This is a genomic window from Massilia sp. KIM (assembly GCF_002007115.1).
In the GTDB taxonomy this organism is placed as follows: domain Bacteria; phylum Pseudomonadota; class Gammaproteobacteria; order Burkholderiales; family Burkholderiaceae_D; genus Telluria.
In genome coordinates, this window is record NZ_MVAD01000001.1 from 959,607 (window position 1) to 985,320 (window position 25,714).

General features: G+C 68.1%; 20 protein-coding genes. 10 read left to right on the plus strand and 10 right to left on the minus strand.

The features are described 5' to 3' along the window. Positions 1-35: 35 nt before the first annotated feature. From B0920_RS04275 to ycaC, 3 genes are all read left to right on the plus strand, one after another. Positions 36-956 carry an SPFH domain-containing protein gene (locus B0920_RS04275; protein WP_078031318.1) on the plus strand — a complete coding sequence of 307 codons (921 nt, stop codon included), beginning with the start codon at positions 36-38 and terminating at the stop codon, positions 954-956. Continuing rightward, the gene (locus tag B0920_RS04280) at positions 953-1,762 is read left to right on the plus strand and encodes an SDR family oxidoreductase (protein WP_078031319.1); all 810 of its coding nucleotides are present in this window, start codon (positions 953-955) and stop codon (positions 1,760-1,762) included. Before B0920_RS04275 ends, B0920_RS04280 begins: the two co-directional genes overlap by 4 nt. 537 nt (positions 1,763-2,299) lie before the next feature. Beyond that, positions 2,300-2,926 carry an isochorismate family cysteine hydrolase YcaC gene (gene ycaC, locus B0920_RS04285; RefSeq protein ID WP_078031320.1) on the plus strand — a complete coding sequence of 209 codons (627 nt, stop codon included), beginning with the start codon at positions 2,300-2,302 and terminating at the stop codon, positions 2,924-2,926. 260 nt (positions 2,927-3,186) lie between these two features. Here ycaC and B0920_RS04290 read toward each other — a convergent pair whose 3' ends face one another. The 7 genes from B0920_RS04290 to B0920_RS04320 all read right to left on the minus strand — a co-directional run bounded on the left by B0920_RS04290 (position 3,187) and on the right by B0920_RS04320 (position 12,973). Further along, entirely contained in the window at positions 3,187-4,167 is a 981-nt protein-coding gene (locus tag B0920_RS04290) for a family 43 glycosylhydrolase (protein ID WP_078031321.1), read from the minus strand. Further along, positions 4,164-5,297 (minus strand): ABC transporter ATP-binding protein, encoded by a 1,134-nt coding sequence (locus B0920_RS04295; protein WP_143745639.1) that lies wholly within the window; start codon positions 5,295-5,297, stop codon positions 4,164-4,166. The genes B0920_RS04290 and B0920_RS04295 overlap by 4 nt, the downstream gene beginning before the upstream one ends. An 18-nt stretch (positions 5,298-5,315) precedes the next feature. Beyond that, on the minus strand, positions 5,316-6,149 hold the full coding sequence (locus B0920_RS04300; RefSeq protein ID WP_218669335.1) for a carbohydrate ABC transporter permease: 834 nt from the start codon (positions 6,147-6,149) through the stop codon (positions 5,316-5,318). Further along, positions 6,149-7,078, minus strand: coding sequence for a carbohydrate ABC transporter permease (locus B0920_RS04305; protein ID WP_078031323.1), 930 nt, complete (start codon positions 7,076-7,078; stop codon positions 6,149-6,151). The genes B0920_RS04300 and B0920_RS04305 overlap by 1 nt, the downstream gene beginning before the upstream one ends. Then, entirely contained in the window at positions 7,075-8,325 is a 1,251-nt protein-coding gene (locus B0920_RS04310) for an extracellular solute-binding protein (protein WP_078031324.1), read from the minus strand. The genes B0920_RS04305 and B0920_RS04310 overlap by 4 nt, the downstream gene beginning before the upstream one ends. 64 nt (positions 8,326-8,389) lie before the next feature. Continuing rightward, positions 8,390-10,357: a hypothetical protein gene (locus B0920_RS04315; protein WP_078031325.1), complete on the minus strand. Its 1,968-nt coding sequence runs from the start codon at positions 10,355-10,357 to the stop codon at positions 8,390-8,392. Between the two features lie 57 nt (positions 10,358-10,414). Beyond that, positions 10,415-12,973, minus strand: coding sequence for a TonB-dependent receptor domain-containing protein (locus B0920_RS04320; RefSeq protein WP_078031326.1), 2,559 nt, complete (start codon positions 12,971-12,973; stop codon positions 10,415-10,417). Positions 12,974-13,233: 260 nt separating this feature from the next. Between B0920_RS04320 and B0920_RS04325 the strand changes: the two genes are divergently transcribed. Further along, positions 13,234-14,202 (plus strand): LacI family DNA-binding transcriptional regulator, encoded by a 969-nt coding sequence (locus B0920_RS04325; protein WP_179119091.1) that lies wholly within the window; start codon positions 13,234-13,236, stop codon positions 14,200-14,202. Here the strand turns inward: B0920_RS04325 and B0920_RS04330 are convergent. Then, positions 14,192-16,363 carry a TonB-dependent siderophore receptor gene (locus tag B0920_RS04330; protein ID WP_078031328.1) on the minus strand — a complete coding sequence of 724 codons (2,172 nt, stop codon included), beginning with the start codon at positions 16,361-16,363 and terminating at the stop codon, positions 14,192-14,194. The two genes, B0920_RS04325 and B0920_RS04330, sit on opposite strands and share 11 nt — an antisense overlap. Positions 16,364-16,471: 108 nt before the next feature. Here B0920_RS04330 and B0920_RS04335 point away from each other — a divergent pair, with 108 nt between their 5' ends. The 4 genes from B0920_RS04335 to B0920_RS04350 all read left to right on the plus strand — a co-directional run bounded on the left by B0920_RS04335 (position 16,472) and on the right by B0920_RS04350 (position 20,568). Continuing rightward, on the plus strand, positions 16,472-17,644 hold the full coding sequence (locus B0920_RS04335; protein ID WP_078031329.1) for a PepSY domain-containing protein: 1,173 nt from the start codon (positions 16,472-16,474) through the stop codon (positions 17,642-17,644). Beyond that, positions 17,641-17,829, plus strand: coding sequence for a hypothetical protein (locus B0920_RS04340; protein ID WP_078031330.1), 189 nt, complete (start codon positions 17,641-17,643; stop codon positions 17,827-17,829). The genes B0920_RS04335 and B0920_RS04340 overlap by 4 nt, the downstream gene beginning before the upstream one ends. Positions 17,830-17,963: 134 nt before the next feature. Continuing rightward, the gene (locus B0920_RS04345; protein WP_078031331.1) at positions 17,964-19,412 is read left to right on the plus strand and encodes a Ppx/GppA phosphatase family protein; all 1,449 of its coding nucleotides are present in this window, start codon (positions 17,964-17,966) and stop codon (positions 19,410-19,412) included. Between the two features lie 7 nt (positions 19,413-19,419). Then, positions 19,420-20,568, plus strand: a complete 1,149-nt coding sequence (locus tag B0920_RS04350; protein ID WP_078031332.1) for a serine hydrolase — start codon at positions 19,420-19,422, stop codon at positions 20,566-20,568. A gap of 407 nt (positions 20,569-20,975) precedes the next feature. Here the strand turns inward: B0920_RS04350 and B0920_RS04355 are convergent, their stop codons facing one another. Next, a complete protein-coding gene (locus B0920_RS04355) occupies positions 20,976-21,434 on the minus strand; it encodes a histidine phosphatase family protein (protein ID WP_078031333.1) in 459 nt (152 codons plus the stop codon). Next, entirely contained in the window at positions 21,406-23,556 is a 2,151-nt protein-coding gene (ppk1, locus tag B0920_RS04360; RefSeq protein WP_078031334.1) for a polyphosphate kinase 1, read from the minus strand. The genes B0920_RS04355 and ppk1 overlap by 29 nt, the downstream gene beginning before the upstream one ends. A gap of 163 nt (positions 23,557-23,719) precedes the next feature. Between ppk1 and lepB the strand changes: the two genes are divergently transcribed. Together lepB and B0920_RS04370 are read left to right on the plus strand one after the other, a co-directional pair. Continuing rightward, on the plus strand, positions 23,720-24,406 hold the full coding sequence (gene lepB, locus B0920_RS04365; RefSeq protein WP_078031335.1) for a signal peptidase I: 687 nt from the start codon (positions 23,720-23,722) through the stop codon (positions 24,404-24,406). A gap of 87 nt (positions 24,407-24,493) precedes the next feature. Beyond that, on the plus strand, positions 24,494-25,690 hold the full coding sequence (locus B0920_RS04370) for a multidrug effflux MFS transporter (protein ID WP_078031336.1): 1,197 nt from the start codon (positions 24,494-24,496) through the stop codon (positions 25,688-25,690). Positions 25,691-25,714 lie beyond the last annotated feature (24 nt).

Genomic DNA, 25,714 nt, shown 5'->3' on the forward strand with positions numbered 1-25,714 from the left:
AGCCTATCAATCTAAGTCCAGCATAAGGAAAACTCATGGAACTCTCCTTTGGAACGGTGGCGCTGGTGATCTTCGTGATCGCCCTGGTCTTCGTGTTCAAGACCATCAACGTGGTGCCCCAGCAGCACGCCTGGGTGGTCGAGCGCCTCGGCAAGTACCACGCCACCCTGGCACCGGGCCTGAACATCGTCGTGCCCTTCATCGACCGCATCGCCTACAAGCACAGCCTCAAGGAGATCCCGCTCGACGTGCCGCCCCAGGTCTGCATCACGCGCGACAACACCCAGCTCCAGGTGGACGGCATCCTGTACTTCCAGGTGACCGACGCCATGCGCGCTTCCTACGGCTCCTCGAACTACATCCAGGCCATCACCCAGCTGGCTCAGACCACGCTGCGTTCGGTGATCGGCAAGATGGAGCTGGACAAGACCTTCGAGGAGCGCGATCACATCAACACCACCATCGTCAACGCGATCGACGAATCGGCCGCCAACTGGGGCGTAAAGGTGCTGCGCTACGAGATCAAGGACCTGACCCCGCCGGCCGAGATCCTGCACGCGATGCAGCGCCAGATCACCGCCGAGCGCGAGAAGCGCGCCCTGATCGCCGCCTCCGAAGGCCGGCGCCAGGAGCAGATCAACCTCGCCAGCGGCGAGCGCGAGGCCGCCATCGCCCGCTCGGAAGGCGAGCGCCAGGCCGCGATCAACCGCGCCCAGGGCGAGGCATCGGCCATCGTCGCCCTGGCCGAGGCCAGCGCCGCCGCGCTGCGCCAGGTGGGCGCGGCGATCCGCGAGCCGGGCGGCCTGGACGCCGTCAACCTGCGCGTGGCCGAGCATTACGTGGACGCCTTCGGCAACCTGGCCAAGACCAACAACTCGCTGATCGTGCCCGCCAACATGGGCGACATGAGCACCGTGATCGCCAGCGCCCTGCAGATTGTGAAGGCGCAGAAATGAGGCGCGTGGTGATCATTACCGGCGCCTCCGACGGCATCGGCGCCGAGATGGCGCTCCAGCTGGCGGCCAAGCGCGGGTCGGAGCTGGCCCTGGTGCTGGCCGCGCGCAACGCCCAGCAGCTCGACACCGTGGCCGGCCAGTGCCAGGCGCTCGGCGCCCACACCCTGGCGGCGCCGACCGACGTGTCGGTGCGCGAGGAATGCCAGCGCCTGATCGATGCGGCGGTGGCGCGCTTCGGCCGCATCGACGCCCTGGTCAACAATGCCGGCCGCTCGGCCCACGCCCTGTTCGAGCAGGTCGAGGACCTGGGCTGGTACGAAGACCTGATGCGGGTGAACCTGTGGGGCAGCGTCTGGTGCACCCAGGCCGCGCTGCCGCACCTGAAGGCGGCGCGCGGAAGCATCGTGGCGGTGTCTTCGCTGGCCGGGCTGGTCGGCGTGCCCGGGCGCACCGCCTACAGCGCCACCAAGTTCGCGATGACCGGCTTCTTCGAAGCCTTGCGCGCCGAGCTGAAAGGCGCGGGGGTGAGCGTCACCATCGCCTACCCGGGCGTGGTCGCCACGCAGATCCGCTACCGCGGCTACAACGCCAGGGGCGAGGTCGCCGGCGCCAGCGGCCTGAAGGAAGAGAACGCGATGCCGGTCGAGGAGTGCGCGCGCCTGATCATCGGCGGCATGGAGCGCCGCGAACGTGAGGTCGTGATGACGACCAAGGGAAAACTCGGGCGCCTGCTGAAGCTGCTCGCGCCCGGTCTGGTGGAGAAGATGGCGCTGGCCGCAGTCAAGGACGAAGTGCGGCCGCGCTGAGCCGACGTCAGAACGCGACGGAGCCCGACGCAAAACGCTGCGCGGACCGGCCGCCATCGCGTAGCCGAAGGCTGGAGAGCCGCCGACCGAGGCCCAGTATTTTTTGTCGGTGACATTGTTCACGCGCGCGCGCATGCGCAGCTCGCGGTCGATCGTGCGGGTGGTGTCCTTGGCGCCGATGTCGAGGCGCCTGCACGAGGTCTGGCCTGGACCCGCGTGCCTGTTCGGGCCGTGCTCGTGCGTCACGGCGCTGAGACCTCCTCATTGACCATATCGTGAATATTGAAATCGATCGAGTCCAATGTTTCATCGAATAGTGAAACCCTGTCCTCGAGCTCGACACCCCGGCAATCCAGCATTTCCCCACCCACATACCCTGGCGGAGCGCCGGCCATAGGGCGCCAAGGTCCATGAGCTCATGACTCCGTACACAAAGGGTGACGCTGGCATGACGCTTGCTCTAACTACCTTGTTCCATGTGTTTTCATCGCGCTGCTTCTGCAGCACGGCGCCCACTCACCCGCAAGGAGAATTGCAATGACCACCCCCTACAAGCGTCTCGACAAGAATAACGCGGCCGTTCTGCTGGTTGACCACCAGGCCGGCCTACTCTCCCTGGTGCGCGACATCGATCCCGACAAGTTCAAGAACAACGTTCTGGCACTGGCGGATATGGCGAAGTACTTCAATTTGCCGACGATACTCACGACCAGTTTCGAAACTGGTCCGAATGGGGCCCTGGTGCCGGAATTGAGAGCCCAGTTTCCCGATGCCCCATATGTCGCGCGACCGGGCCAGATCAATGCCTGGGACAACGATGACTTCGTCCAGGCGGTCAAGGCGACCGGAAAGAAGCAACTCATCATCGCCGGTGTCGTGACCGAGGTTTGCGTTGCGTTCCCGGCGCTGTCGGCCCTCGAAGAAGGATATGAAGTATTCATCATCACGGATGCTTCGGGCACCTTCAACGAAATGACACGCAATGCGGCATGGGAGCGGATGTCCCGCGCTGGCGCCCAGCTCATGACCTGGTTCGGCGCCGCATGCGAATTGCACCGTGATTGGCGCAACGACATCGAGGGTCTGGGAGCGCTGTTCTCGAATCATATTCCCGACTACCGCAATCTGATCACCAGCTACTCAACGCTAACGTCTGGCAAGTAAAGGTAGGCATCGATTCTTGAAGGCCGTCGTCTCCTGCTGGCCGGGGTATTCCCTCGGCCGGCAAGCTGCCTTGCCTCGCCATCGACCCTGGCAAGAGCGGATGGAGGGCAGCGCGATAAGTTGACGCGACCCCGATGGCAAAGGGGCCGACGTGTCGCTACAGCGGGCGCCGAGGCGAGGCCCGAACCGGCCCATATGCGGGGCGCGCCGCAGGGGCCGTCAAGGACGAGCTGCGCCCCGGTTGAGCGCAAGCGCCTGTCTCAAGGTGCCGGCGGCGTCAGCGTGTACCAGGGGCCCTGGCGGAATACGGGAATCGGCGCGCACAGCTCGCCCACGAAGCCGCCCGCGCCGTCCGCATCGAGAAAGGCCATCAGGCATTCGTGGCCGCTAACCGGATCGACGAGCAGCTTCCCCGCGTAGCGCCGGCAGGGAACCTCGCCGTCGAGGAAGCCGGGCGCCGGCTTCCACGGACCGAAGGGACTGTCGGCCACCAGGTAATGGGTGCCCGACACGCCGCCGCCGTGGAGGGCCCGCATCTCCGGCGTCCAGTGCTCGCGCACATTGCAGAACATGCAGTACCACTTGCCCTCGCGCTCGAACACCTGGGGCACTTCGAGCTGGCCGTAGTGGCCGCCCTGGTAGACCGGCGGGCGCGCTTCCCAATGCACCAGGTCGGGCGAGACCGCATGGCCGATCACGCCGCGCGCGTACAGCGGGCCGTCCTTGCGCCGCGCCGTGAAGAACATGTGGTACAGGCCGTCGATCCTGTGCGGCAGCACCCAGGGGTCGCGCCAGGCGCGGTCGTGCCAGTGTTCGGCCTGGTCCGGCGCATGTTCCTCGTACCATCGGGTGTCGAGGTCGAGCGCCAGGCCGTCGCCGACCCGCTCCCACGGGCCCTCGGGCGAGGGCGCGACCGCGTGGCCGATGCGCTGGCGCAGCCCGCCCTCGGCGCGGGTGGTGCCAGTGTAGAACAGGTGGCAGGCGCCCTCGGCGCGGATCACCGATCCGGTCCAGGTGGTGTAGTCGTCCCATGCCGGCGCGCCGGCGGGGCGCAGGGCGGTGCCGCGGTAGTCCCAGTGGCGCAGGTCGGTCGAGACGGCGTGGCCGATCGACACGTTCCAGTGGCGCAGGTCGGGGTTGCCGATGGCGCGGTCGGCCTGGAGGAAGTACAGGTGCACCTTGCCGTCCTCGACGAAGTGCCAGAAATCCCAGACGTACTTGCCTTCTACTTGCAATGTCATGCTTCATCTCCTTCCATCATGTCGTCGCCCACGGCCAGCCGTCGCCGCGCTTCGCCGCGCGCGTCGAACAGGTGCATCGCCTCGGGCGGGAAATCCAGGGCCACCGTCTGGCCCACGCGGTAGGGGCGGGGTCCGGTCTTGGCCTGGACCTGCTGCCCGTCCTCGAGGCTGACGTGGATGTAGCCATGCTCGCCCAGCAGCTCGACGTGCCGGATGCGGCCCTGCCAGGGGCCGCTGCCGACCGCGATGTGCTCGGGCCGGATGCCGATCGTCACCGCTTCGCCGGCCTTCAGGCCAACGGCCGACACGCGCGCCGCGCAATGCTTGCCCGCCACCTCGGCCAGGGCTTCCTGGGGGCCGGCCTCCAGCACGCGCGCGGGCAGGAAGTTCATCGCCGGCGTGCCGATGAAGCCGGCCGCGAACAGGTTGGCCGGGTGGTGGTAGAGCTCCAGCGGGGTGCCGACCTGGGCGATGCTGGACAGGCCCTCGGCCGCCGCGCCGGGGCGCAGCAGCACGATGCGGTCGGCCAGGGTCATGGCCTCGGTCTGGTCGTGGGTCACGTAGATCATGCTGGCGCTGCCGAGCGTGCGGTGCAGCCTGGCGATCTCGATCCGGGTCTGGCCGCGCAGCGAGGCGTCGAGGTTGGACAGCGGTTCGTCGAACAGGAAGACCTTGGGCTGCTTGACGATCGCGCGCCCGATGGCGACGCGCTGGCGCTGGCCGCCGGACAGGGCGCCCGGCTTGCGTTCGAGCAGGGCCTCGAGCTGCAGGATGCGCGCCGCCTCGCGCACCCGATCCTCGATCTGGGCCCGCGACAGGCCCTGGCGGCGCAGGCCGAAGGCCATGTTGTCGTACACGCTCATGTGCGGATACAGGGCGTAGTTCTGGAACACCATCGCGATGTCGCGCTCGGCCGGCGGCACCTCGTTGATGACGCGGCCGTCGATGCTGATGGCCCCGCTGCTGATGGTTTCCAGGCCGGCCACCAGGCGCAGCAGGCTGGACTTGCCGCAGCCGGAGGGCCCGACGAAGACGCAGAACTCGCCCGCGCCGATGTTCAGGTTGATGTCGTTCAGGATCGCCTGGCCGCCATAGGCCAGGCCGACGTTGCGCATGCTTACTTGCGTCACTTGCGGTCTCCGTGAGCGCTACTTCAGTCCGCCGGACTGGTCGTTCAGGCGGATGAAATAGCGGTTGAGGGTGATGTAGAGGGCCAGGATCGGCAGCACCGAAACGATCGAGCCAGCCATGATCAGGTTCCAGGACGATCCTTTCGCGTACTGCTTGGCGACCGCGTTCAGGCCCTGGGTCAGCAGGTACTGGTCGGGGCTGGAGATGAACAGCAGGGGCTTCATGAAGTCGTTCCAGACGCCCATGAAGACGAAGATCGACTGGGTGGCCAGGGCCGGCGCCGCCATCGGCAGCACGATGCGGAAGAAGCGGGCGAAGGGGCCGTAGCCGTCCAGCATCGCCGCCTCCTCGATCTCGGCCGGGAAGTTGATGAAGAACTGGCGCATCATGAACACGTAGACGATCGAGACCGCCGAGGTCAGGACCACCGACCAGGGCGTGTCCACCAGGCCCAGGCGCGCCACGATCATGAAGGCCGGGACCATGGTCACCTGGCCGGGCACCATCACCAGCAGCATCAGGCCCTGGAACACCAGGCCGCGCCCGCGAAAGCGCATGCGCGCCAGGGCGTAGCCGGCCATGGTGTTGAAGCACACGTTGAGCGCGGTGACTGCCAGCGCGACCGACAGCGAATTCCACAGCCAGGTGGTGAAGGCGCCCTGCATCACCTGGCGGTAGGCCTCGAGGCTGGGCGCGAGCGGCAGCAGGGCGGACCCCTCGGCGATCTCGCGGGTGGTCTTGAGGGAGGTCAGCAGCGCCCAGCAGAAGGGCGCCAGCGTGAGCAGGCTGTAGGCGGCCAGGAAGGCGTACAGGGTCAGGCGCGCGGCCGGCATGGCGGACAGGCGCGGCATCACCGGTTCACCCCGTCGGGCTTGACGATGCGGTTCATGATCAGGGTGCTCACGAAGATGATCAGGGTCAGCACCAGCGCCAGCGCGCAGGCCAGGCCCATGGTGTTGTAGTGCTTGAAGGCGAAGTGGTAGATCAGCAGGGTGAAGGTGAGGGTGGCGTTCTCCGGCCCGCCGTCGCCGCCGGACAGGATGAAGGCCTGGTCGAACACCTGGAAGCAGCCGATCAGGCCCATGGTCATCACGTAGCAGGTGATCGGGGTGAGCTGGGGCACGCTGATCGCCCAGTGGCGGGCGAAACGCCCGGCGCCGTCCAGGGTCGCCGCCTCGTAGAGCGATTTCGGGATGTCCTGCAGGCCGGCCAGGAACACCACCATGTAGCCCGGCACGGTGGAGAACACGTTCATCAGCATCACCACGCCCAGCGCCCAGGCCGGGTCGCCGAGGAAGTTGATGTGCAGGCCCGCATGCTCGGCCAGGGCGCGCACCACCAGGCCGTTGCTGTTGAACAGCCACATGAAGATCATGGTCATGGCCGCCGACGAGGTCAGGGTCGGCAGGAACAGCAGGGTGATGAAGATGCGCTTGAAGCGCAGCCTGCCTTGCAGCAGGCAGGCCAGGAACATGGCCAGGGCGGTCTGCAGCGGCACCACGATCAGCACATAGCGCAGGGTGTTGCCGGCCGCCGCCCAGAACTTGTCGTCTTCCAGCAGGTAGCCGACGTTGCGCAGGCCGATGTAGCTGGCCTGGCCGGACAGGATGTCGACCTTGTGGAAGGCGTAGAACAGCGCATAGCCGATCGGCAGCACCGTGAACAGGCCGACCAGCAGCAGGGTGGGCAGCAGGAAGGCGTAGGCGCCGATGCCGAGGCTGGCCGGCAGGCGCAGGCGCGCGCGGCGCGCGCCGGGGTGGGCGTGGGTGAGGGTGTTCATTGCTGGCGCTCGATCTCGCGGCGCGACACCCGCTCCAGGTCGCGCAGGGCCTGGTCCAGCGGGGTGCGGCGATTGAAGGCGGCGAGGAAGCCGTTGCCGAAATTGGTGTTGATGATCGGCAGGCCGGGCCCGCGCGACCACACGGTGGCGTAGGCGGCGCCGGCCACGTGCGGCCCGACCGTCGGGTCGCTGGCCAGCCCCATCGCGGCTTCGACGCTGCGGCGCGCCGGCAGGGTGCCGGACAGGGTGGCCCAGGTGCGCATCCCGGCCCCGCTCATGAAGCGCGCGAAGCGCAGGCCGCCGGCGCGGTTGCGGGCGCCGCGCGGCACCGCGTAGCCGACCACGAAGGCCATGGTCTGGGGCTTGCCGTTCACGGTCGGCATCTCGCGCACCAGGAAGGGCACGCCGGCATAGTCCTGGCGCAGCGCCGGCAGCACCCAGTTCCCCTCCATCATCATGGCGGCGCGGCCGCTGCCGAAGGCGGCGCCCGGCCAGTCGGCGCCCAGGTCTTCCTTGGGCGAGTACAGGTAGTTGCCGGCGCGCCCATCCACCAGTTGCTGCAGATAGCGGCGCACCTGCGGGTTGGCGCTGAAGTCGAGTCCCCCGTCGGGCAGGACCACCGGCGGGCCGCCGGCCTCCAGCGCCGCCAGGTGGCGCGCCAGGTCCTTCTCGATCAGCATCGCGGCCACGCCGCGCGGCAGGCGCGCCTGCAGCCTGCGCGCGAAGTCCATCAGGCCGGTGAAGTCGCGCGGCACCTGGGCGGGCTTGAAGCCGGCCGCTTTCAGCAGGGCCGGGTTGAGGTAGAGCGCGAGGGTCGAGTAGTCCTTCGGCAGGCCGTACAGCTTGCCGTCCTCGCCGCGGAAGGCGGCCAGCAGTTGCGGGTGGAAGTCGGCGACGTCGTCCAGTTCGGCGTCGAGCGGCTCCAGCACGCCGCTCTTGATCAGCACCGGCGCCTCGAAGCCGTCCAGGTAGAGCGCGTCCGGCGGACGGCGCCCTGCGAAGCGCGACTTGATCACGTCCATGTACTTGTCTTCGATGACCTGCTTGACCACCTTGATGCCGGTGGCGCTGGTAAAGGCGGCGGCCGCCGTGTCGAAGGCGCGCAGCTCGCCCGGCGAGGAGCCCCAGATCGCCACCGTGACGGTGTCCTCCTGCGCCGCCGGGGTGCAGGCCGAGGCGGCGAGCGCCAGCAGGCCCATGGTGGCCGCGCGCCGGGAGCGCCAGGGCGCCGCTCGGGTCGTGTTCATCTTCGCTGTCTCCTTGTCTTTTATTGTCGTGCTGCCCGTGCCGGCGCGGCAGCCGGCGCCCGGCTCAGGCCCGGCCTGGTGGGCGGAGCGCCAGGTAGACCGTGCTCCACAGCTGGGCCGCGTTCGATTCGTCCGGCGTCGCGGCGCCCGGACCGAAGGGGCGCACCTCCCAGCCGGCCTCGGTCCAGGCCCAGGTCCACAGCTCCGAATTGCCCTGGGCGCGGGTGCGGCTGATCACTTCCCACAGCGCCGCCTCGGCCGCCGCGATCGCTTCCAGGGTCGAGGCCGGGAGATCGCTGCGGGCGCGCTGGCGCGCCAGGCCGGCCGCCAGCAGGGCCTGCTGCCAGGACCAGACGACCGCGCCATGATAGCGGTCCGGCCCGAACAAGCCGCGCAGCGCGGCGTCGCCCTGGGCAGCATTTGCGACCAGCAAACCGGCTCCGGTCATCAGCCCGGCCGGGAAGGGGCGCATCATCACCGCCAACTGGGCCTCGATCTCCGCCGCCGGCAAGTCTTGCAGCATGAGCGCGAAACCGTGGTCGGAGTGCATCACCGGTACCGGGGTGCCATCGTCGTGCAAGGCCAGCGCGGCGAAGCGCAGCGGGCCTGCCGGCAGGCTGGCGAGGGCGGCTTCCGGCGGCGCGCCGGTTTCGGCCGCGTGCCGGCGCACCGCCTCGCGCGCCTCGGCGGCGGTGCGCTCGACCGCGAAGCAGGGCGGCGCCTCGCGCTCCCAGACCGCGGCCATCGTGCGCGCGCGCGCCGCGGCGGCGGCGTCCGGCGCGCCCAGCAGGCCACTGTCGAACAGCGCCGCCACCGCGCGCAGCGCGGCCGGCACCAGCACGGCATTCACATTGTAGGAGATCGTGCCTCCGCCAAGGCCGTCTTCGCTGTCGCGCCAGTCGCCGGTGGCATGGCCGGGCTTCAGGCGGATCAGGGCAGCCACGCCCGGGCGCTCGGCGAAGGCCTGGGCGAGCTGCAGCACCAGGGCAGCGTTGGCCGCCAGCGCGGCGCGCCGGCTCCCACCTTGCGGGGAAGCCTGGTCGAGGAAGCCGGCGGCGCGTTCGCGGCCGCGCGGATGCTCGAGCAGGTAGGCGACCGCCAGCGGCGCCAGCATGAAATCGTCATCCACCATTTTGTAGTCGTGGATCGGCGCCCCGTCGGCGCTGCCGCGCAGCAGGGCGAACTCGCCGATGTCCTCCTCGTGGGCGACTTCGCCGCCCTCGCCGATACGGTCCAGCACCGAACCCAGGCCGGCCTCGGCGCCGGCCGGGGCCAGCGCGGGCAGGAGCAGCAGGAGCGACATCAGGGTGTCGCGTCCGAAATAGGTATTGAAACGCCAGGAGCCGGCCAGCATCTTTTCGCGGTAGGCCAGGAAGGCCAGGCTCTGGCGCGTCAGCAGCGGACCGGCGTCGGGCTCGGCCAGCAGCTCGCCGGCGCCGAGCGGGGTGAGCGGCGTCTCGCCACAGGTAGCGACGATTTCCAGGCGCAGGCGCGCGCCTGGCGCGGCCTGCAGGCGCAAGACGCCATCGGCCTCGCTCACCGCGCCGCCCAGGGCGCGCAGGCGCAGGGCGTAGCCGGGCGCGCCGTCGATCCGGTCGCGGCTCCAGGTCAGGCAATCGGCTTCGCGCTCGATGCGCTGCGCCAGGCCGGGCGGCAGGCGGCGGTCGAACAGGAAGTCGCGCAGCACGCGCGCGCTGCTCATCACCACCGCATCGAGCTCAATGGCCGCCGCGTCGAGTTCGACCTCGGCGCGCACTCCGACCACAGGGCGACCCTTGGGGTCGAGCGCGCTGACCGGCTCCATGCGTTGCAGCGGGCCCCAGGCGACCGGGGCGCCGGGCTTGAGCCACAGGGCGAGCGCGCTGTTACCGGCGGGGAAGGCGAACAGCAGACGCGGCGCGTTGCCTGAGCCCAGCAGCACGTGCACGGCGAGCGGGCCGTGGCGCAGGAATTCGTTGGCGACCTCGCCGTCGCGGATGCTGAAGCGCAAGGGGGTGTCGTGGCCGGCGTCGAGGGGGGTAATCTGGTTCATGAAATCATCTCTGGTGAAAAAAGGGATCCGGCCCTGGGCGGGCCGGATCCCGGGCGCTCAGAAGCTGGCGGTCAGGCTCAGCTGGAAGTTGCGGCCCACGATGGGGCGGGCGTAGAAGAAGTCCGACACGCCGGGGTTCTCGGCGAAGCCGGCGCGCGGATTGCCTTCGGTCAGGCCGATCTCGTTGTCGACGTTCTGCAGCGAGGCGTTCAGGGTCACCGAGGGGGTGAGCTGGTAGCGCATGCCCAGGTCGATCACGTGGTAACGCGGCAGGCGCACCGAGTTCGCGAGGTCGGCGTAGCGCACGCCCAGGAAGTGGACGGACGCGAAGATCTCGCCCCGGTTATCCGGCAGCAGGATGCTCGGCGACACGGTGTAGTTCACGTTCGGGGTGCGTTCAGGGCGGTTGCCGCTGTAGCTGCCGGCGTTCGCCACCGAGGCGGCCGACGGACCGTCGACGCGCTTGATCTTGAGGCCGGAATCCTGCACCACGCCCTGCAGGGTCAGCTGGGCCCAGCGCAGCGGGCGCCACTGGGCCTCGAACTCCAGGCCCTTGACCTCGATGTCGCTGTAGATCGTGGTGTCGCGGGTGTCGGTGCCGAACTGGCGCGAGAAGCGGAAATCCTTGTAGTCGGTGCGGAAGGCGGTCAGGGTGGCGTTCAGGCCGCGGCGCACGTAGCGCAGGCCGATCTCGCCGAAGTTGATGTCGGTGACCGGATTCTCCGCGTTCGCCTGGTAGCTCGAGGCGTAGCGGGCGTACAGGGCCAGGTTGTCGTTCAGGAGGTAGTTGCTGCCCAGGGTCCAGGACAGCTTGTTGAACTTGCCGCGCACCGTGTTGTAGCGGCCCGAGAAGGCGCCGCCGTACTCGTTGTTGGCGATGATGTTGTCGACGTCCTGGCCGTTGGCGTCGAGCGCGCCCGGAATGGCGAGCGGGCCGCCGCCGATCGCCTGGCGGGCACGGAAGTTGTAGCGCTCATAGCGCAGGCCGCCGTCCAGGCGCAGGCGCTCGTCGAAGCGGAACTCGTTGTTCAGGTAGAGCGAGTTGGAATCGGACTGCTGGATGCTGCCGCCTTCGCCCCAGGCGCCGTACTTCAGGATGCCGTTCTCGGTCAGGTAGCCGACCGGTTTGCCGGCCGGGTCGAGGGCCACGATGTCCAGGCGCGCGGGCTGGTTGCGCACTTCGCCCAGGAACAGGCTGGCGCCGACGTTGCCGTCCTCCACGCGGGTGTCGAAGCTGAGCAGGCCGGCCGTCAGGCTGTTGCGGGCGGTGGTCCAGGTGGCGCTGATGTCGTTGACGAATTCCTCGACGTTGCGCTTGTTCTTGGCGGTGATGCTCTCGGCCACCAGGCCGTTGCCGTTGAGGGCGTTCAGGGCGGCGGTGCCTTGCACCACCGCGCCGCTGTTGACGTAGCGTAGTCCCGGCGTGCAGCGGCCGCCGCACTGGGCCGCGAAGCGGTTCAGCATCGCGGCGACGTCGGCGTGGCGGGCCGGGTCGAGCCGGTTGACGGCCGGGCGCAGGCTCTCGTTGTCGTAGCTGAAGACGGCGTTGAAGTCGTTCTTGAAGTCGGTGTAGCGGCCCTTGGCGCGGATCGTGACACCGTTGCCGAGGTCCTTGTCGAAGGCATAGCCGACCGAGGTCGACTTGGTGGCCACGCCGTCGGTCAGGTCGTTGGTCTGGAACAGGGCGCCGGTCGCGGGCGAGGTGCGCACCACCTGCACCGCGTTGTCGTAGCTGATCATGGTGCCCTTGTTCGGGTCCAGGCCGGGGATGCCGCGCGGGTTGCCCGGGTCGCGCAGCGGGATCGGCAGCAGGAAGGTGTTGTGGTCGTCGACCAGCTTGACGTTCACGCTGAAGTCGCCGCCGGCGATCTTGCGGCCCAGGTAGGCGCGCAGGATGCCGCCATGGTCGGCCTTGAAGCCGACGTCGCGCACCGAGTCCGAGCTGCGGTAGAAGCCGCTCATGCCGGCGTACCAGCCGTTGCCGATGCCGCCGCCATAGCGCAGGTCGATGCGGCGGGTGCCGTAGCTGGAGCCGGTCAGGCGCACCGCGCCCTCCGGCTCGTCGGTGGCGCGGTGGGTGATGAAGTTGATGGTGGCGCCGGCGCCCTGGACGGTCAGGATGCCCGAGGTGCCGCCGCGCACGGCCTCGAGGCGGTCGATCGCCAGTTCCTGCTTCAGGATGGTGTCGCTCAGGGCGTTGGTGTAGAACACCGGCAGGCCGTCTTCCTGGAACTGGATGAAGCTCTGTGCTCCGCCGGCCAAGCCGCGCACGGAGAAGTTGTTCGACACTTCGCCGCCCGAGGGCTCGACGAAGATGCCGGGGATGAGTTCGAGGGCGGCGGCGGTGCTCTGCGGGGCCTTGCGATCGAGGTCGGCGCGGTCGAGCACCGAGATCGCGACCGAGCTCTCGCGCACCGTGCGCTTGAGGGAGGTGCTGCCGGTGACGACCACGCGGCTGATGTCGTCGGTGTCGGCCGCTTCGCCGGCTTGGGCGGAGGCCGGTGCGGGTGAGGGTGCGGACTGGGGTGGGGCGGCGGCCTCCTGGGCGGCCGCGTCGGCGAGCGTCAGTACGGCGAGCGAAATGCTGGTCAGCGCCAGTTTGCAGGCGTTTCTCATGCTGTCTCCTGTGGGTGTCGTGTTGTTGTTCTCGATCGATTCTTGTCTCCGCCCTGCGTTGCGGCGGAGCGGGATTGTGATTGAAGCAAGAAATACTCGGCAGGGTCAAGAAATTTGAGCAACCGGTTGCGCAAATCGTTTTTAGTGGCAAATAAGCCACGTTTTGGTTGAGCAACCGCTTGCTCATTTCAAAAAGATGGCAAAATAGAAAAGGGATTTCGAGCGTGGCGATGCGCTTGCACCCGGTTTAGGGAGACTTGGTGAAGATAACGCTCGATCAACTTGCCGCCAGCCTGGGGCTATCGAAAGGCACGGTCAGCCGCGCCCTAAACGGCAAGGGCCGCATGTCGGAAGAGACCCGCCAGCGCATCCTGGCGGCCATGCAGGAGAGCGGCTATCACCCCGACACGGCGGCCCAGGAGCTGAGCCGCCGTTCGCGCCACAGCATCGGGATCTCGCTGAGCCAGGGCGGCTTCGGCCCTTACTTCACCCTGTTCTGGCGCGCCGTCCTCGACGTGGCCAGCGAACGAGGCACGCGCTTCCTCGAAATGAAGTCGGCCCTGGACAGCTATGCGCGCCTGCCCGACGCCGTGCTGCTGCATAACACGGTCGAAGTGCGCGAACGCCTGGCCTACCTGGCGTCACGCGGCGTGCCGGCCGTGGTGCTGGGCCACCAGCCCGACGCCGCCTTCGTGGTGCCGGACGACCTGGGCGGCGGCTGCGAGGCGGTGCGCCACCTGGTCGGCCTCGGGCATCGCGAGATCGCCTACGTCGGCATGGAGAGCCCGCAGCAGTCGGACCTCGACCGGCGCGAAGGCTACCGGCAGGCCCTGGCCGAGGCGGGCATCGCCTGGCGCGCCGATCTCGAACTGGACGGCGGGGCCTCGGTGCTGGGCGGTTACCGCGCAGTGCGCCGCGCCTGGGAGCGCGGCCTGCGCTTTTCCGCCCTGTTCTGCGCCACCGACGAGATGGCGGTGGGCGCCATCGGCGCCTTCGAGGACATCGGCCTGTCGGTGCCGGGGGATGTGTCGGTGGCCGGCTTCGATGGCTTGCCCGACCTGCCGTATCAGCTGACGACGGTTGAGCAGGACATCGCGCGCATCGCGCTCGAGGCGGTCCGGCTGGCCGAGGACATGATCAATGGCGCGCCGGCGCGCGCCATCGTGGTGCCGGTGCTGCTGCGTCCCGGCGCGACCACCGCCGCGCCGGCTTCCTCGTTCAGAAGCTGAGCGAGCCCGACACCACCACGCTGCGCGGACCGCCCGCCACCAGGTAGCCGAAGCCCGGATAGCCGCCGGCCGAGGCCCAGTAGTTCTTGTCGGTGACGTTGTCCACGCGCGCACGCAGGACCAGCTCGCGGTCGAACAGGCGGGTGGTGTAGTTGGCCCCGATGTCCAGGCGCGTCCACGAGGGCAGCTTCTGGGTGTTGGCCTGGTCGGCGTACTGGCTCGAGGTGTAGACGGTGCGCGCGTTCAGCGACAGGCCCTGCACGCCCGGCACGTCCCATTCCGCGCCCAGGTTGAGCTGGGTCTCCGGCACGCCGATGGCATCATTGCCTTCATTGACGCCGCCCGCCGTGCGGCGCTGTTCGGCTTCGAGCAGGGTCAGGCCGCCCAGCAGGCGCAGGCCGCGCGCCGGGGTGCCGAACACCGACAGCTCCAGGCCGCGGTTGCGCTGCTCGCCGTTCAGGCCGAAGCGCCGGTTCTCGACGAAGGCGCTGGGCTGGGTGGTGGTGAACAGGGCCGCGCTCATGCCCAGCTTGCCGCCGTCGTACTTGACGCCGACTTCGCGCTGGCGCGAGACGAAGGGCGCGAACACCTCGCCCTGGTTGACGATGTCCGTGCCCGAGGCGACCGGGCCTTTCTGCAGGCCCTCGCTGTAGTTCGCGTACAGCGACAGGTTCTTCATCGGCTTGTAGACGATGCCGGCCAGCGGGGTGTTTTCGCTCTGCTCGTAGGCGGCATTCTCGACGCCGGTGTTGTAGTCGTAGCCGTAGTCCTTGATCTTCTGGTGGCGCAGGCCCACCGTCACCAGCACCGTGTCGCCGGCGAAGGACAGGGTGTCGGCCAGCGCGTAGCTCGACAGGATGCTCTTGGAGGTCAGCAGCGGGTTGTTCATGTCGCCGCCGGTGAAGAAGCGCGAGGACGGCGCGGCCACGTCGACGGGACGGTAGATGTTGGCGGCGAAGCCGGCGAAGTCGCTCATGCCGTAGGCGTTCTTCGACTCCGAGTGGAAGCCCGAGGCGCTGGCGCTCAGGCTGTGCTTGACCGCGCCGGTGCGCAGCTCGGCGCGCACGCCCACTTCGCCGGTGCGGATCTTGTCTTCGCGCACGTTGTCGAAGCGCGACATGGTGCCGCTGCCGTCGCGCGCGGTGACGGTGGGCGAGGAAATGATGTTGAACTCGTCGCCCTTGCGCGCGCCGAAGGCGGCCCAGGCCACCGCGCCGCCCGGCAGGTCGACCTCGCCGCGCACGGTGCCGAAGGTGTCGCGTTCGTCCGAGGTGGTCCAGGGTTGGGCGTAGTTGCTGTCCGCATCCGGCGCCGCGATCATCGGCACGCCGGCCGCCAGGGTCACGCTCGGGCGTGCGGCCGTCAGGCTGTGGTCCTGGTGGCCGAGGTCGGCGGACAGGCGGAAACCGCGGCCGCGGTAGTCCATGCCGATCGAGTACACGCTCAGCTCGCGGCCTTCGCGGTCGATGGCGGTGTCGCCATCGCGGCGCACGGCGTTGACGCGGATGCCGGCGCGGTTCTCGGGGCCGAAGCGGCGCGCCACGTCGGCCGCCACATAGCCCTGGCCGCCGGTCTCGACGCCCACCGTCACCTGGGACAGCGGCGTGTTCGGGGCGCGCTTGGGCAGCAGGTTGACCGAACCGCCGATGCCGCCGCCGCCCGGGGCCGCGCCGTTGATGAAGCTGTTCGCCCCGCGCAGGACTTCGACGCGTTCCAGCAGCTCGGAGGCCACGAACTGGCGCGGCAGCAGGCCGAACAGGCCGTTATAGGCCAGGTCGTCCGAGCTCACCGCGAAGCCGCGGATCATGTACAGCTCCTGGTAGTTGCCGAAACCGCGCGCCACCCGCACCGAGGGGTCGTTCTGCAGCACGTCGGCCACGCCGCGCGCCTGCTGGCCCTGGATCAGTTCCTGGGTGTAGTTGGTGGCGTTGAAGGGGGTGTCCATGATGTCGACGTTGCCCAACAGACCGATGCGGCCGCCACGCGCCACCTGTCCGCCGGCATAGGCCGCGGGCAGGCCCTGGGCCGAGGCGTCGGCCGAGGCGCTGACGACCACGGTGGCCATCGGCTGGGTGGCTTGGTCTTGTGCATGCGCTGTGGAAACGGCGAGGAGGGCGGCGGCAAGGGCCAGGGGAGTGGGGGCGAAACGAGGAGAAATCATGAAGTGTTGCTCTTTTTTTGAATGAGAATGCTTATCATTTTAGCGTTAGCGCTTGCGTCTGTAAATGAGAACCATTATTATTTGCCCACCTCATCCGACCGAATACCCATGTCGCCTCTGTCCCTGCGCCGCTGGAGCTGGATCCACAAGTGGAGCAGCCTGGTCTGCACCGTCTTCATGCTGCTGCTGTGCCTGACCGGCCTGCCGCTGATCTATCACCACGAAATCGGCCACCTGCTGGGCAACGAAGTCGAGGCCCCCGCGATGCCGGCCGACACGCCGCGCGGCAACATCGACGCCGTGATCGCCTCGGCCAAGGAGCTCTACCCCAACAAGATCATGATGTACATGTCGCAGGAAATCGACGAACCTGCGATCTGGAACGTCACCCTGGGCGACCATCCGAACGACGAGAACTACAAGCCGATCGCGGTCGACGCCCGAACCACCAAGGTCATCACCGAGCCGGCCTTCGAGGGCGGCGTCTTCATGTCCACCATGTTCCGCCTGCACGTGGACCTGTTCGCGGGCGTGCCGGGCAAGCTGTTCCTGGGTTTCATGGGCCTTCTGCTCCTGGTGGCCATCGTCAGCGGCGCGGTGCTGTACGCGCCCTTCATGCGCAAGATCGACTTCGGCACCGTGCGCCAGGAGCGCAGCCGCCGCCTGAAGTGGCTCGACATCCACAACGTGCTGGGCATCGTCACCCTGGTCTGGGCCTTCGTGGTGGGCGCAACCGGCATGGTCAACACCTGGGCCGACGTGCTGCTCAAGTACTGGCAGGTGACCGAGGTCGCCGAGATGCTCAAGCCCTACGAGGGCAGCCCGCCGCCGGTGCGCATGTCCTCGGTGCACGAGGCGATCCACCGCGCCGAAGCCGCCGAACCCGGCATGAAGGTGGCCTTCGTCGCCTTCCCGGGTACCCCCTTCACCAGCGCCCACCACTATGGCGTCTACATGCGCGGCGACGAAGCCTTCAGCTCGCGCCTGTACAAGCCGGTACTGATCGACGCCGCCACCGGCGAGATCACCGACCGCCGCGAGCTGCCCTGGTACCTGACCGCGCTACTGCTGTCGCAACCGCTGCACTTCGGCGACTACGGCGGGCAGTGGATGAAATTCTTCTGGGCGCTGCTGGACATCGCCACCATTGTCATCCTGGTCACCGGCCTGTACCTGTGGGTCAAGCGCGGCAGGAGGGTGACGGACAAGGTCGCGGCGCCCGCGACCCACACCGCCGGCGGCGAACTGCCGGCCCTCGCACGCAAGCAGGAGGCTTCATGACCCGTACCGCCATGCAGATCTGGGGCGCGCCCATCGCGCTGGCCGTCCTCACCGTGATCGGGCTGACCTCGGCCCTGCTGGGTGACGGGCTGTGGGACCTGGTCTCGGCGCTGACGCTCGGCGCGCCGGTGGCCGTGGGCGCCTGGTGCACCTTGCGGCGCCAGCCCGGAAAGTCCCGCGCCTAAAGGATGAGCCGCGCGCAGCGCTGCGCGCACCCCGCGCCGCTGGCGCATTGGCCTGCACCGCCGCCAGGTTGTATACTCGGGGAGGCAGGGCGTGCACAGGGCCGCCCGCTCGAACCCTCATCCGAAAGAGCAACATGTTCGCAGCAGTGGACCTCGGGTCCAACAGCTTCCGCCTGCACATCGGCGAGCCGGCCGGCGGCCGCATGCACATCGTGCGCACCGCGCGCGACCCGATCCGCCTGGCCGCGGGACTCGACAGCAACAACATGCTGAGCGAGGCGGCGATGCGCACCGCCATCGGCTGCCTGGAAGACTTCCGCAGGATCCTCGACGAATACCACCTGGACGCCGTGCGCGTGGTGGCCACCAACACCCTGCGCGTGGCGCGCAACGCCGAGCTCTTGCTGCCTCTGCTCGAAAAGGCGATCGGCTATCCGATCGAGATCATCTCGGGCGAGGAAGAGGGACGACTGATCTACATGGGCGTCTCGCGCGCCATCGAGCGCCCGGAGGAGCGCCGCATCGTGGTCGACATCGGCGGCGGCTCGACCGAAGTCATCACCGGCATCGGGGCGGAGATCACCCTGGTCGAATCCTTCGGCATCGGCACTCATCCGCAGACCGCGGCCTATTTCGCCGACGGCCGCATCCTGCCGCGCAAGTTCGACGCCGCCGTCACCGCCGCGCGCGCCCGCTTCGAGGACGCGGCCGGGTTGTACAAGGCCCAGGGCTGGGACGCTGCCTATGGCTCCTCCGGCACCATGCGCGCCATCAACGAAGTCATCAGCCGCAACGGCATCGGCGACGGCAGCATGTCGCAGGCCAGCCTGCATGCGCTGCGCGACGTCCTGCTGGAGCTCGGGCACGTGGACGCCTTCAGCCTGCCGGGCGTGAAGAAGGAGAGGGTGCCGGTGATGGTGGGCGGCCTGACGGTCTTGATCGGCGTGATGCAGGAGCTGGGCATCCCGCGCCTGAGCGCCATCAACGCCGGCCTGCGCCTGGGCGTGCTGTCCGACCTCGAACTGCGCGCCAACCGGCGCGACCGCCGCGACGCCGCAATCCGCGCCTGCATGCAGCGCTTCGGCGTGGACCGCCAGCGCGCCATGCGCGCGACCCGCATCGCCGCCGCGCTGTACGAGCAGTTGCAGCCCCAGGGCGACAAGCTGCATCACTACCTGGCCTGGGCCAGCATGCTGCACGAAGTGGGCTTGGCGGTGTCGATGACGGGCGCGCACAAGCACGGCGCCTACATCGTCGAGCATGCCGACCTGGCCGGCTTCACCACGCGCGAGCAGGTTCTGATGAGCCAACTGGTGCTGGGGCAGAAGGGCAATCTGCGCAAGATCCGCGAAGCGCTTGCCGAGCAGGACCTGGCCAAGGCGGTGCTGGCGCTGCGCCTGGCTGTGGTGTTCATGCATGCGCGCGCCGACGACGACCTCGCGGGACTGAAGCTGCGCCTGAAGGGGCGGGTGGAGATCGAGCTGCCGCCCGAGCTGCTGACCAGGCACCCGACCCTGGCGCCCTGGTTCGAGAAGGAAGAGGGCTGCTGGAACGAGATCGGCTTGCCCTTCCAGCTGCGGTGAGGCGAGAGTGGCCGACGCGTTCCCACGACGAATCGCGGCGGCCGCCATCTGCGCCCTGCTGGGCGCCTGTGCGTCGACGCCGCGTGGCGGCATCGCCGACCGCGCCGTCGAGGAGCTGATGCGGCGCGAGCAGGTGCAAGGCCTGGCCCTGGCCGTGATCGACGACGGCCGCATCGAGAAGCTCGCCGCCTACGGCATGCGCAGCGTGGAGAAGCGGCTGCCCCTGCGCACCGACACCATCATGTACGGCGCCTCGCTCACCAAGACCGCCTTCGCCTACATGGTCCTGCAACTGGCCGACGAGGGGCGGCTGGACCTCGATGCGCCTGTCTTGCAGCTGCTGCCAAAGCCGCTGCCGGAGTATCGCGGCGGCGGCCGCACCGACTATTCCTCGCTGGCGGACGACGTGCGCTGGCGCAAGCTGACGCCGCGCATCCTGCTGACCCACAGCGGCGGCTTCGCCAACTTCCGCTGGCTGGAGCCGGACGAGCGCATGCGCATCCACTTCGAGCCCGGCAGCCGCTACGCCTATTCCGGGGAGGGCATCTACCTGCTGCAGTTCATCCTCGAGCAGGGGCTGGGCCTGGACGTGGCGCGCGAGATGCAGGTACGGGTGTTCGACCGCTTCGGCATGCCGAACACCAGCATGCGCTGGCGTCCGGACTTCGCCCTGAACATGGCGGACGGCTACGCGATCGACGGCAAAATGGAGCCGCACGACGAACGCAGCAACGTCAGCGCGGCCGGGTCGATGGACACCAGCATCGCCGACCAGGCGCGTTTATGGGCGGCGATCCAGCGCGGGGAAGGGCTGAGCGCGCGCATGCGTGCGGAGCTGGTGCGGCCGCAACTGCCGATTCGTTCGCGCTCGCAGTTCCCGACCCTGGCGCCGGAGAACGGCGCGCCGCAGGAGGGGATCGCGGCGGGGCTGGGGCTGGTGACCTTCCGGGACCGGAGCGGGCCGGGCTTCTTCAAGGGCGGGCATAACGACACCACCGGGAACATCGCGGTGTGCCTGGAGGCGCGCAGGCGCTGCGTGGTGCTGCTGTCGAACGATGTGCGGGCGGAGAAGATCTATCCCGAGCTGGTGCGGATGGCGCTCGGGGAAAACGACATGCCGTGGAAGTGGGAGTACAGTGCGCTGAACCGGCCCTGAGAGGGCGCAGGTCGTCAGCGCACTTCTATCGTTGGCCCCAATACGTCGCACCGGCGAAGGCCGGTGCCCAAGTTGCACGCATCTCGACAGCGCCACGAACTTGGGCACCGGCCTTCGCCGGTGCGACGGTTTTTCGGCTAACTGTGGATGTAGGAGCTGCCTTCAGGGCAGCTCCGCGATCATATCCAGCTTTGATCGCACAGGTAGCTCACACCTTCATTGTCGGCGCCGAAACGTCGCACCGGCGAAGGCCGGTGCCTAAGTTGGACGCATCTCGCCAGCGCCACGAACTTGGGCACCGGCCTTCGCCGGTGCGACGGTTTTTCGGCTAACTATTTATAGATCTTGGCCGACGTGCTTTGCAGGGGCTACGGTTTTACGGCTGGCTACGGATGGACGAGCCGCCGTTAGCGCAGCTTCCCGATCAGGTCCGGCCCGGCCACCAGTCGGATATAGGGCAGGCCATCGCTGGCCTTGTGCTCGATCCAGAACACCGCCCCCTTGCGGATGCGCCAGTCCTGCTTGCGTCCCGCCAGCACCGAGGACGCCACCTGTCCCAGCAAGGGCTGGTGCCCCACGATCAGGGCCGGTTGCCGATGACCCGGCCAGTCCGCCGCCTGGATGATCGCCTCCGCCGTCGATTCCGTCCCCAGCGCCTCGACGATCTCATAGCGCCGTCCCAGAGCCTTCACGGTCTGGATGCAGCGCTTGGCCGGGCTGACCAGGATCCGGCAGTCCTCGGGCAAGGCGCGGTTCAGCCAGGCCCCGACCCGCGCGGCGTGGCGCTGACCCTTGGGCGTCAGCGCCCGCTCGAGATCCGGTTCCCCCGGCTCGGCCTCAGCGTGGCGCCACAGGATCAGTTGCATGCTCGTTCTCCTTGGCCGGGTGGTTCGCCGCACCCAGCATGTCCATCAGTGTTTGCTGGGCGCTGAGCGGCGGGTTGCCGCCGCGCGGCTTGCGGCGGCGGTATTGCCCATCGGCCCCCAGCTCCCAGGCGTTGACGTTGTCCTTCAGGTAGGGATGCAGCCCTTCGCGCATGACGCGGCGCTTGAGCGCCGGCGAACGGATCGGGAAGGCGATCTCCACGCGCCGGAACAGGTTGCGGTTCATCCAGTCGGCGCTGCTCAGGTAGACGTCGTGCTTCAGGTTGTTCCGGAAGTAGAACACCCGCGTGTGTTCCAGGAAGCGGCCCACGATTGACCTGACTTTGATGTTCTCCGACATGCCCGTCACGCCGGGACGCAGCGAACAGGCGCCGCGCACGATCAGGTCGATGCGCACGCCGGCGTTGGATGCCTCGTACAAGGCCTTGATCACCGATTCGTCGGTCAGCGAATTCATCTTGGCGACGATGCGCCCCGGCTTGCCGCCACGCGCAATCTCGGCTTCGTTGCGGATCGCGCGCAGCACTTCCTTGTGCAGCGAGAAGGGCGCCAGCCAGATGCTGGTGAGCTGCTTCGGGCGCGTCAGGCTGGTGAGGTGGATGAAGACCTCGTTGACGTCGGCCGTGAGGTCCGGGTCGGCCGTGAGCAGGCCGAAGTCGGTGTAGAACTTGGCCGTGGTCGGGTTGTAGTTGCCGGTGCCGAGGTGGGCGTAGCGGCGCAGGCCGCTCGGCTCGCGGCGCAGCACCAGCGCCATCTTGGCATGGGTCTTGAGGCCCACCACGCCGTACACCACCTGGGCGCCGGCCTGCTCGAGCTTCTCGGCCCAGTTGATGTTGGCTTCCTCGTCGAAACGCGCCATCAGCTCGACGATCACGGTGACTTCCTTGCCGCGCCGCGCCGCGCCGATCAGGGCCTCCATCAGCTCCGAATTCATGCCCGCGCGGTAGATGGTCTGCTTGATCGCCACGACCGCCGGATCGTTCGCCGCGCAGCGGATGAAGTCGATCACCGGCTCGAAGGATTCGTAGGGGTGGTGCAGCAGCACGTCGCCCTTGCGCAGGGTGGCGAAGATGTCCGGGCCGGTGAGCTTGGGCGGGTAGCCGGGCGCGAAGGGCGCGAACTTGAGTTCGGGCTGGTTGTTGGCGTTGACCACCTCCAGCAGGCGGCCCAGGTTGACCGGGCCGTCCACCGTGAACAGGCGCGAGCGGTCGATGTTGAACTGGTCGAGCAAAAAGCTGGACAGGTGCTCGGGGCAGGCGCGGCCGACCTCCAGCCGCACCGCGAAGCCGTAGTTGCGGCTGTGGAGTTCGCTCTGCAGGGCCTGGCGCAGGTTCTTGACCTCTTCCTCGTCGACCCACAGGTCGCTGTTGCGGGTGACCCGGAACTGGGAGTAGGACACCACCTCGCGCCCGGTGAAGAGGTCGGCCATGTGGGCCTGGATCACCGAGGACAGCAGGCAGTAGGACGCCCCCTTCTTGTCCGAGAGCTCGTCCGGCAGGCGGATCACGCGCGGCAGCACGCGCGGCGCCTTCATGATCGCGATGCCGGTGCCGCGCCCGAAGGCGTCCTTGCCGGCCAGTTCGACGATGAAGTTCAGGCTCTTGTTGATCACGCGCGGGAAGGGGTGGGCCGGGTCCAGGCCGATCGGCGTCAGCAGCGGGCGCACTTCCTTGTCGAAGAACTGCTTCACCCAGGCGCGCTGGGCCGCGTTGCGCTCGCCCCGGCGCAGCATGTGAATGCCGTGGTCCGAAAGCTGGGGCAGGATTTCGTTGTTGAGCAGGGTGTATTGCCGCGCGATCAGGTGCCGGCATTCGGCGCTGGCGCGTTCCAGGGTGGCGGCCAGCTTGTCGGGCAGGGCGCCATTGGCGTGGTCCATCTGGTGCTGGGCCAGCAGGCTGGCCACGCGCACCTCGAAGAACTCGTCCAGGTTGCTGCACACGATGCACAGGAAGCGCAGGCGCTCGAGCAGCGGAATCGACGGGTCCTCGGCCTGGGCCAGCACACGGCGGTTGAATTCGAGTAGCGACAGTTCCCGGTTGAGGAAGGCGCCGCCATCGGGAAGATGCTTGAGCTCAGCCTCGATGGCCTTGGTTTTCATGTCCATATGTCTGCGTTTGAATAGTCGCGCAGGCAGTGTAGTTGGTGAGTATGACAACTTGGTGACATCCACGATCAACTCGGCTCGGGAGTAGACATTAATCTTTAAGCATCGTTAAAGAATACCGGCGTATAAGACAACTCAAGCATAACAACTCAGCGAGACTGACGTGAAAAACTTCCTGCGCGCCAACAAAGGTTTTCTGATGTTCATGGTCCTGTTCGGCGTGTTTCGCACGGCAGTCGCCGACTGGAATCCGATTCCGTCGGCCTCGATGCGTCCCAACCTGCTCGAAGGCGACGTGGTGTTCGTCAACCGGCTGGCCTTCGATCTGAAGATACCACTGACCGACAAGATCGTGGCGCGCCTGGGCGAGCCGGTCCGTGGCGACGTCGTGACCTTCAGCTCCCCCACCGACGGCACCCGCCTGATCAAGCGCATCCTGGCCGTGCCGGGGGACGTGATCGAGATGCGCAACGAGCGCCTCTACATCAATGGCGTCGCCGGCCAGTACCAGGTCGCGGAGACGGTGCGCGAGCGCGCGCAGGGGCGCGAGTTCGAGGCGATCCGCCTGGTCGAGACCGTCGGCGGCGCGCGCCAGCAGGTGCAGGTGCTTCCCGAGAAGTTGGCCATGCGCAGTTTCGGTCCGGTGCGGGTCCCGGCAGACCAATACCTGATGCTGGGCGATAACCGCGACGACAGCGAGGATTCGCGCTACATCGGCCTGGTGCCGCGCGACAAACTGATCGGCCGCGCCGTGCGCATCCTGGTGTCGGCGGACTACCAGGGCAACTGGATGCCGCGCGTCGACCGCTTCGGCATGTCCCTGCGCGCTGTCGCCGCCAACAATCCGTGACAAATTGTCCAGTTGAAATAATGTAAAATTCTTCCCCCGGGAAGTCTGCATGCTGCAGTGCCGGTAACTGTTTGGAGGGCATTGCACATGCAAAGACTATTGACCGTGATCCTGGCCTGCCTCGGCATGATCGGGGCGCTGGCGATCGATACCTATCTGCCATCGATGCCGGCGATCGGCGTCGAGTTCGGGGTGGGCGAGGTGGCCGTGCAGCAGACGCTGTCGGTATTCCTGTTCTGCTTCGCCTTCATGATGCTGTTCTACGGCATCCTGTCTGATTCCTTCGGACGGCGGCCGGTGATGCTGGTCGCCCTGGCGGTCTATACCCTGGCCTCGATCGGCGCGGCCTTCGCGCCCAGCTTCGGCATGCTGCTGGCCTGCCGCGCGCTGCAGGGCCTGTCGGCCGGCGCCGGCACCGTGATCGGCCAGGCCATCGTGCAGGACCGCTTCAGCGGCGCCCAGGCGCAGAAGATGATGTCGCACATCATGATGGTGTTCGGCCTGGCGCCGGCCATCGCGCCGGTGCTGGGCGGCTGGCTGCACGTGAGCTTCGGCTGGCGCTCGACCTTCCTGTTCCTGGCCATCTTCGGCGCCGCCCTGATCCTGCTGTGCCTGCGCCTGCTGCCCGAGAGCCTGCCGAAGGAAAAGCGCCAGGAATTCCACCCGGTGAACATCGGCCGCAACTACCTGATGGTGCTGCGCAACCCGCAGTTCGTGCTGCTGTCGCTGGCGGTGGGCATGGCCTTCGCCGGGCTCTCGCTCTACATCGGTTCGGCCGCCAATTTCGTCATGGTGATCCTTGGCCTGCCGGAGACGGCCTTCGCCTGGATGTTCATTCCGCTCATCGGCGGCATGGTGATCGGTTCGGCCTGGGCCGGCAAGCGCGCCGGCAAGTCGCGGCCGGAACGCATGGTCTGGACCGGCTTTGCCGTGATGGCGCTGTCCTGCGTCCTGAACGTGGGCTACAACGCGCTGTTCAAGGCCAGCGTGCCCTGGGCCGTGCTGCCCCTGTTCGTGTACACCTTCGGCCTGGCGGCGGCGATGCCGGCGATCCAGCTCGCGGCCATGAGCCTTTTCCCGGAGAACCGCGGGCTGGCGTCCTCGATGGTCGGCTTCATCCAGATGATGTCCTTCGCCCTGGTGTCGGGGCTGGTGGCGCCGCTGCTGTTCGGCAGCGCGCTGCACCTGGCGCTGGGCGTGACCGTCGGCCTGGTGCTGAGCCTGCTGGCCTGGCGCCTGTCGGTGCGCAGCGCCGCACCGCAGGGGGAGCGCGGGACCGCCTGAGCCGGCCCGCGCGGGAGGAGCCGC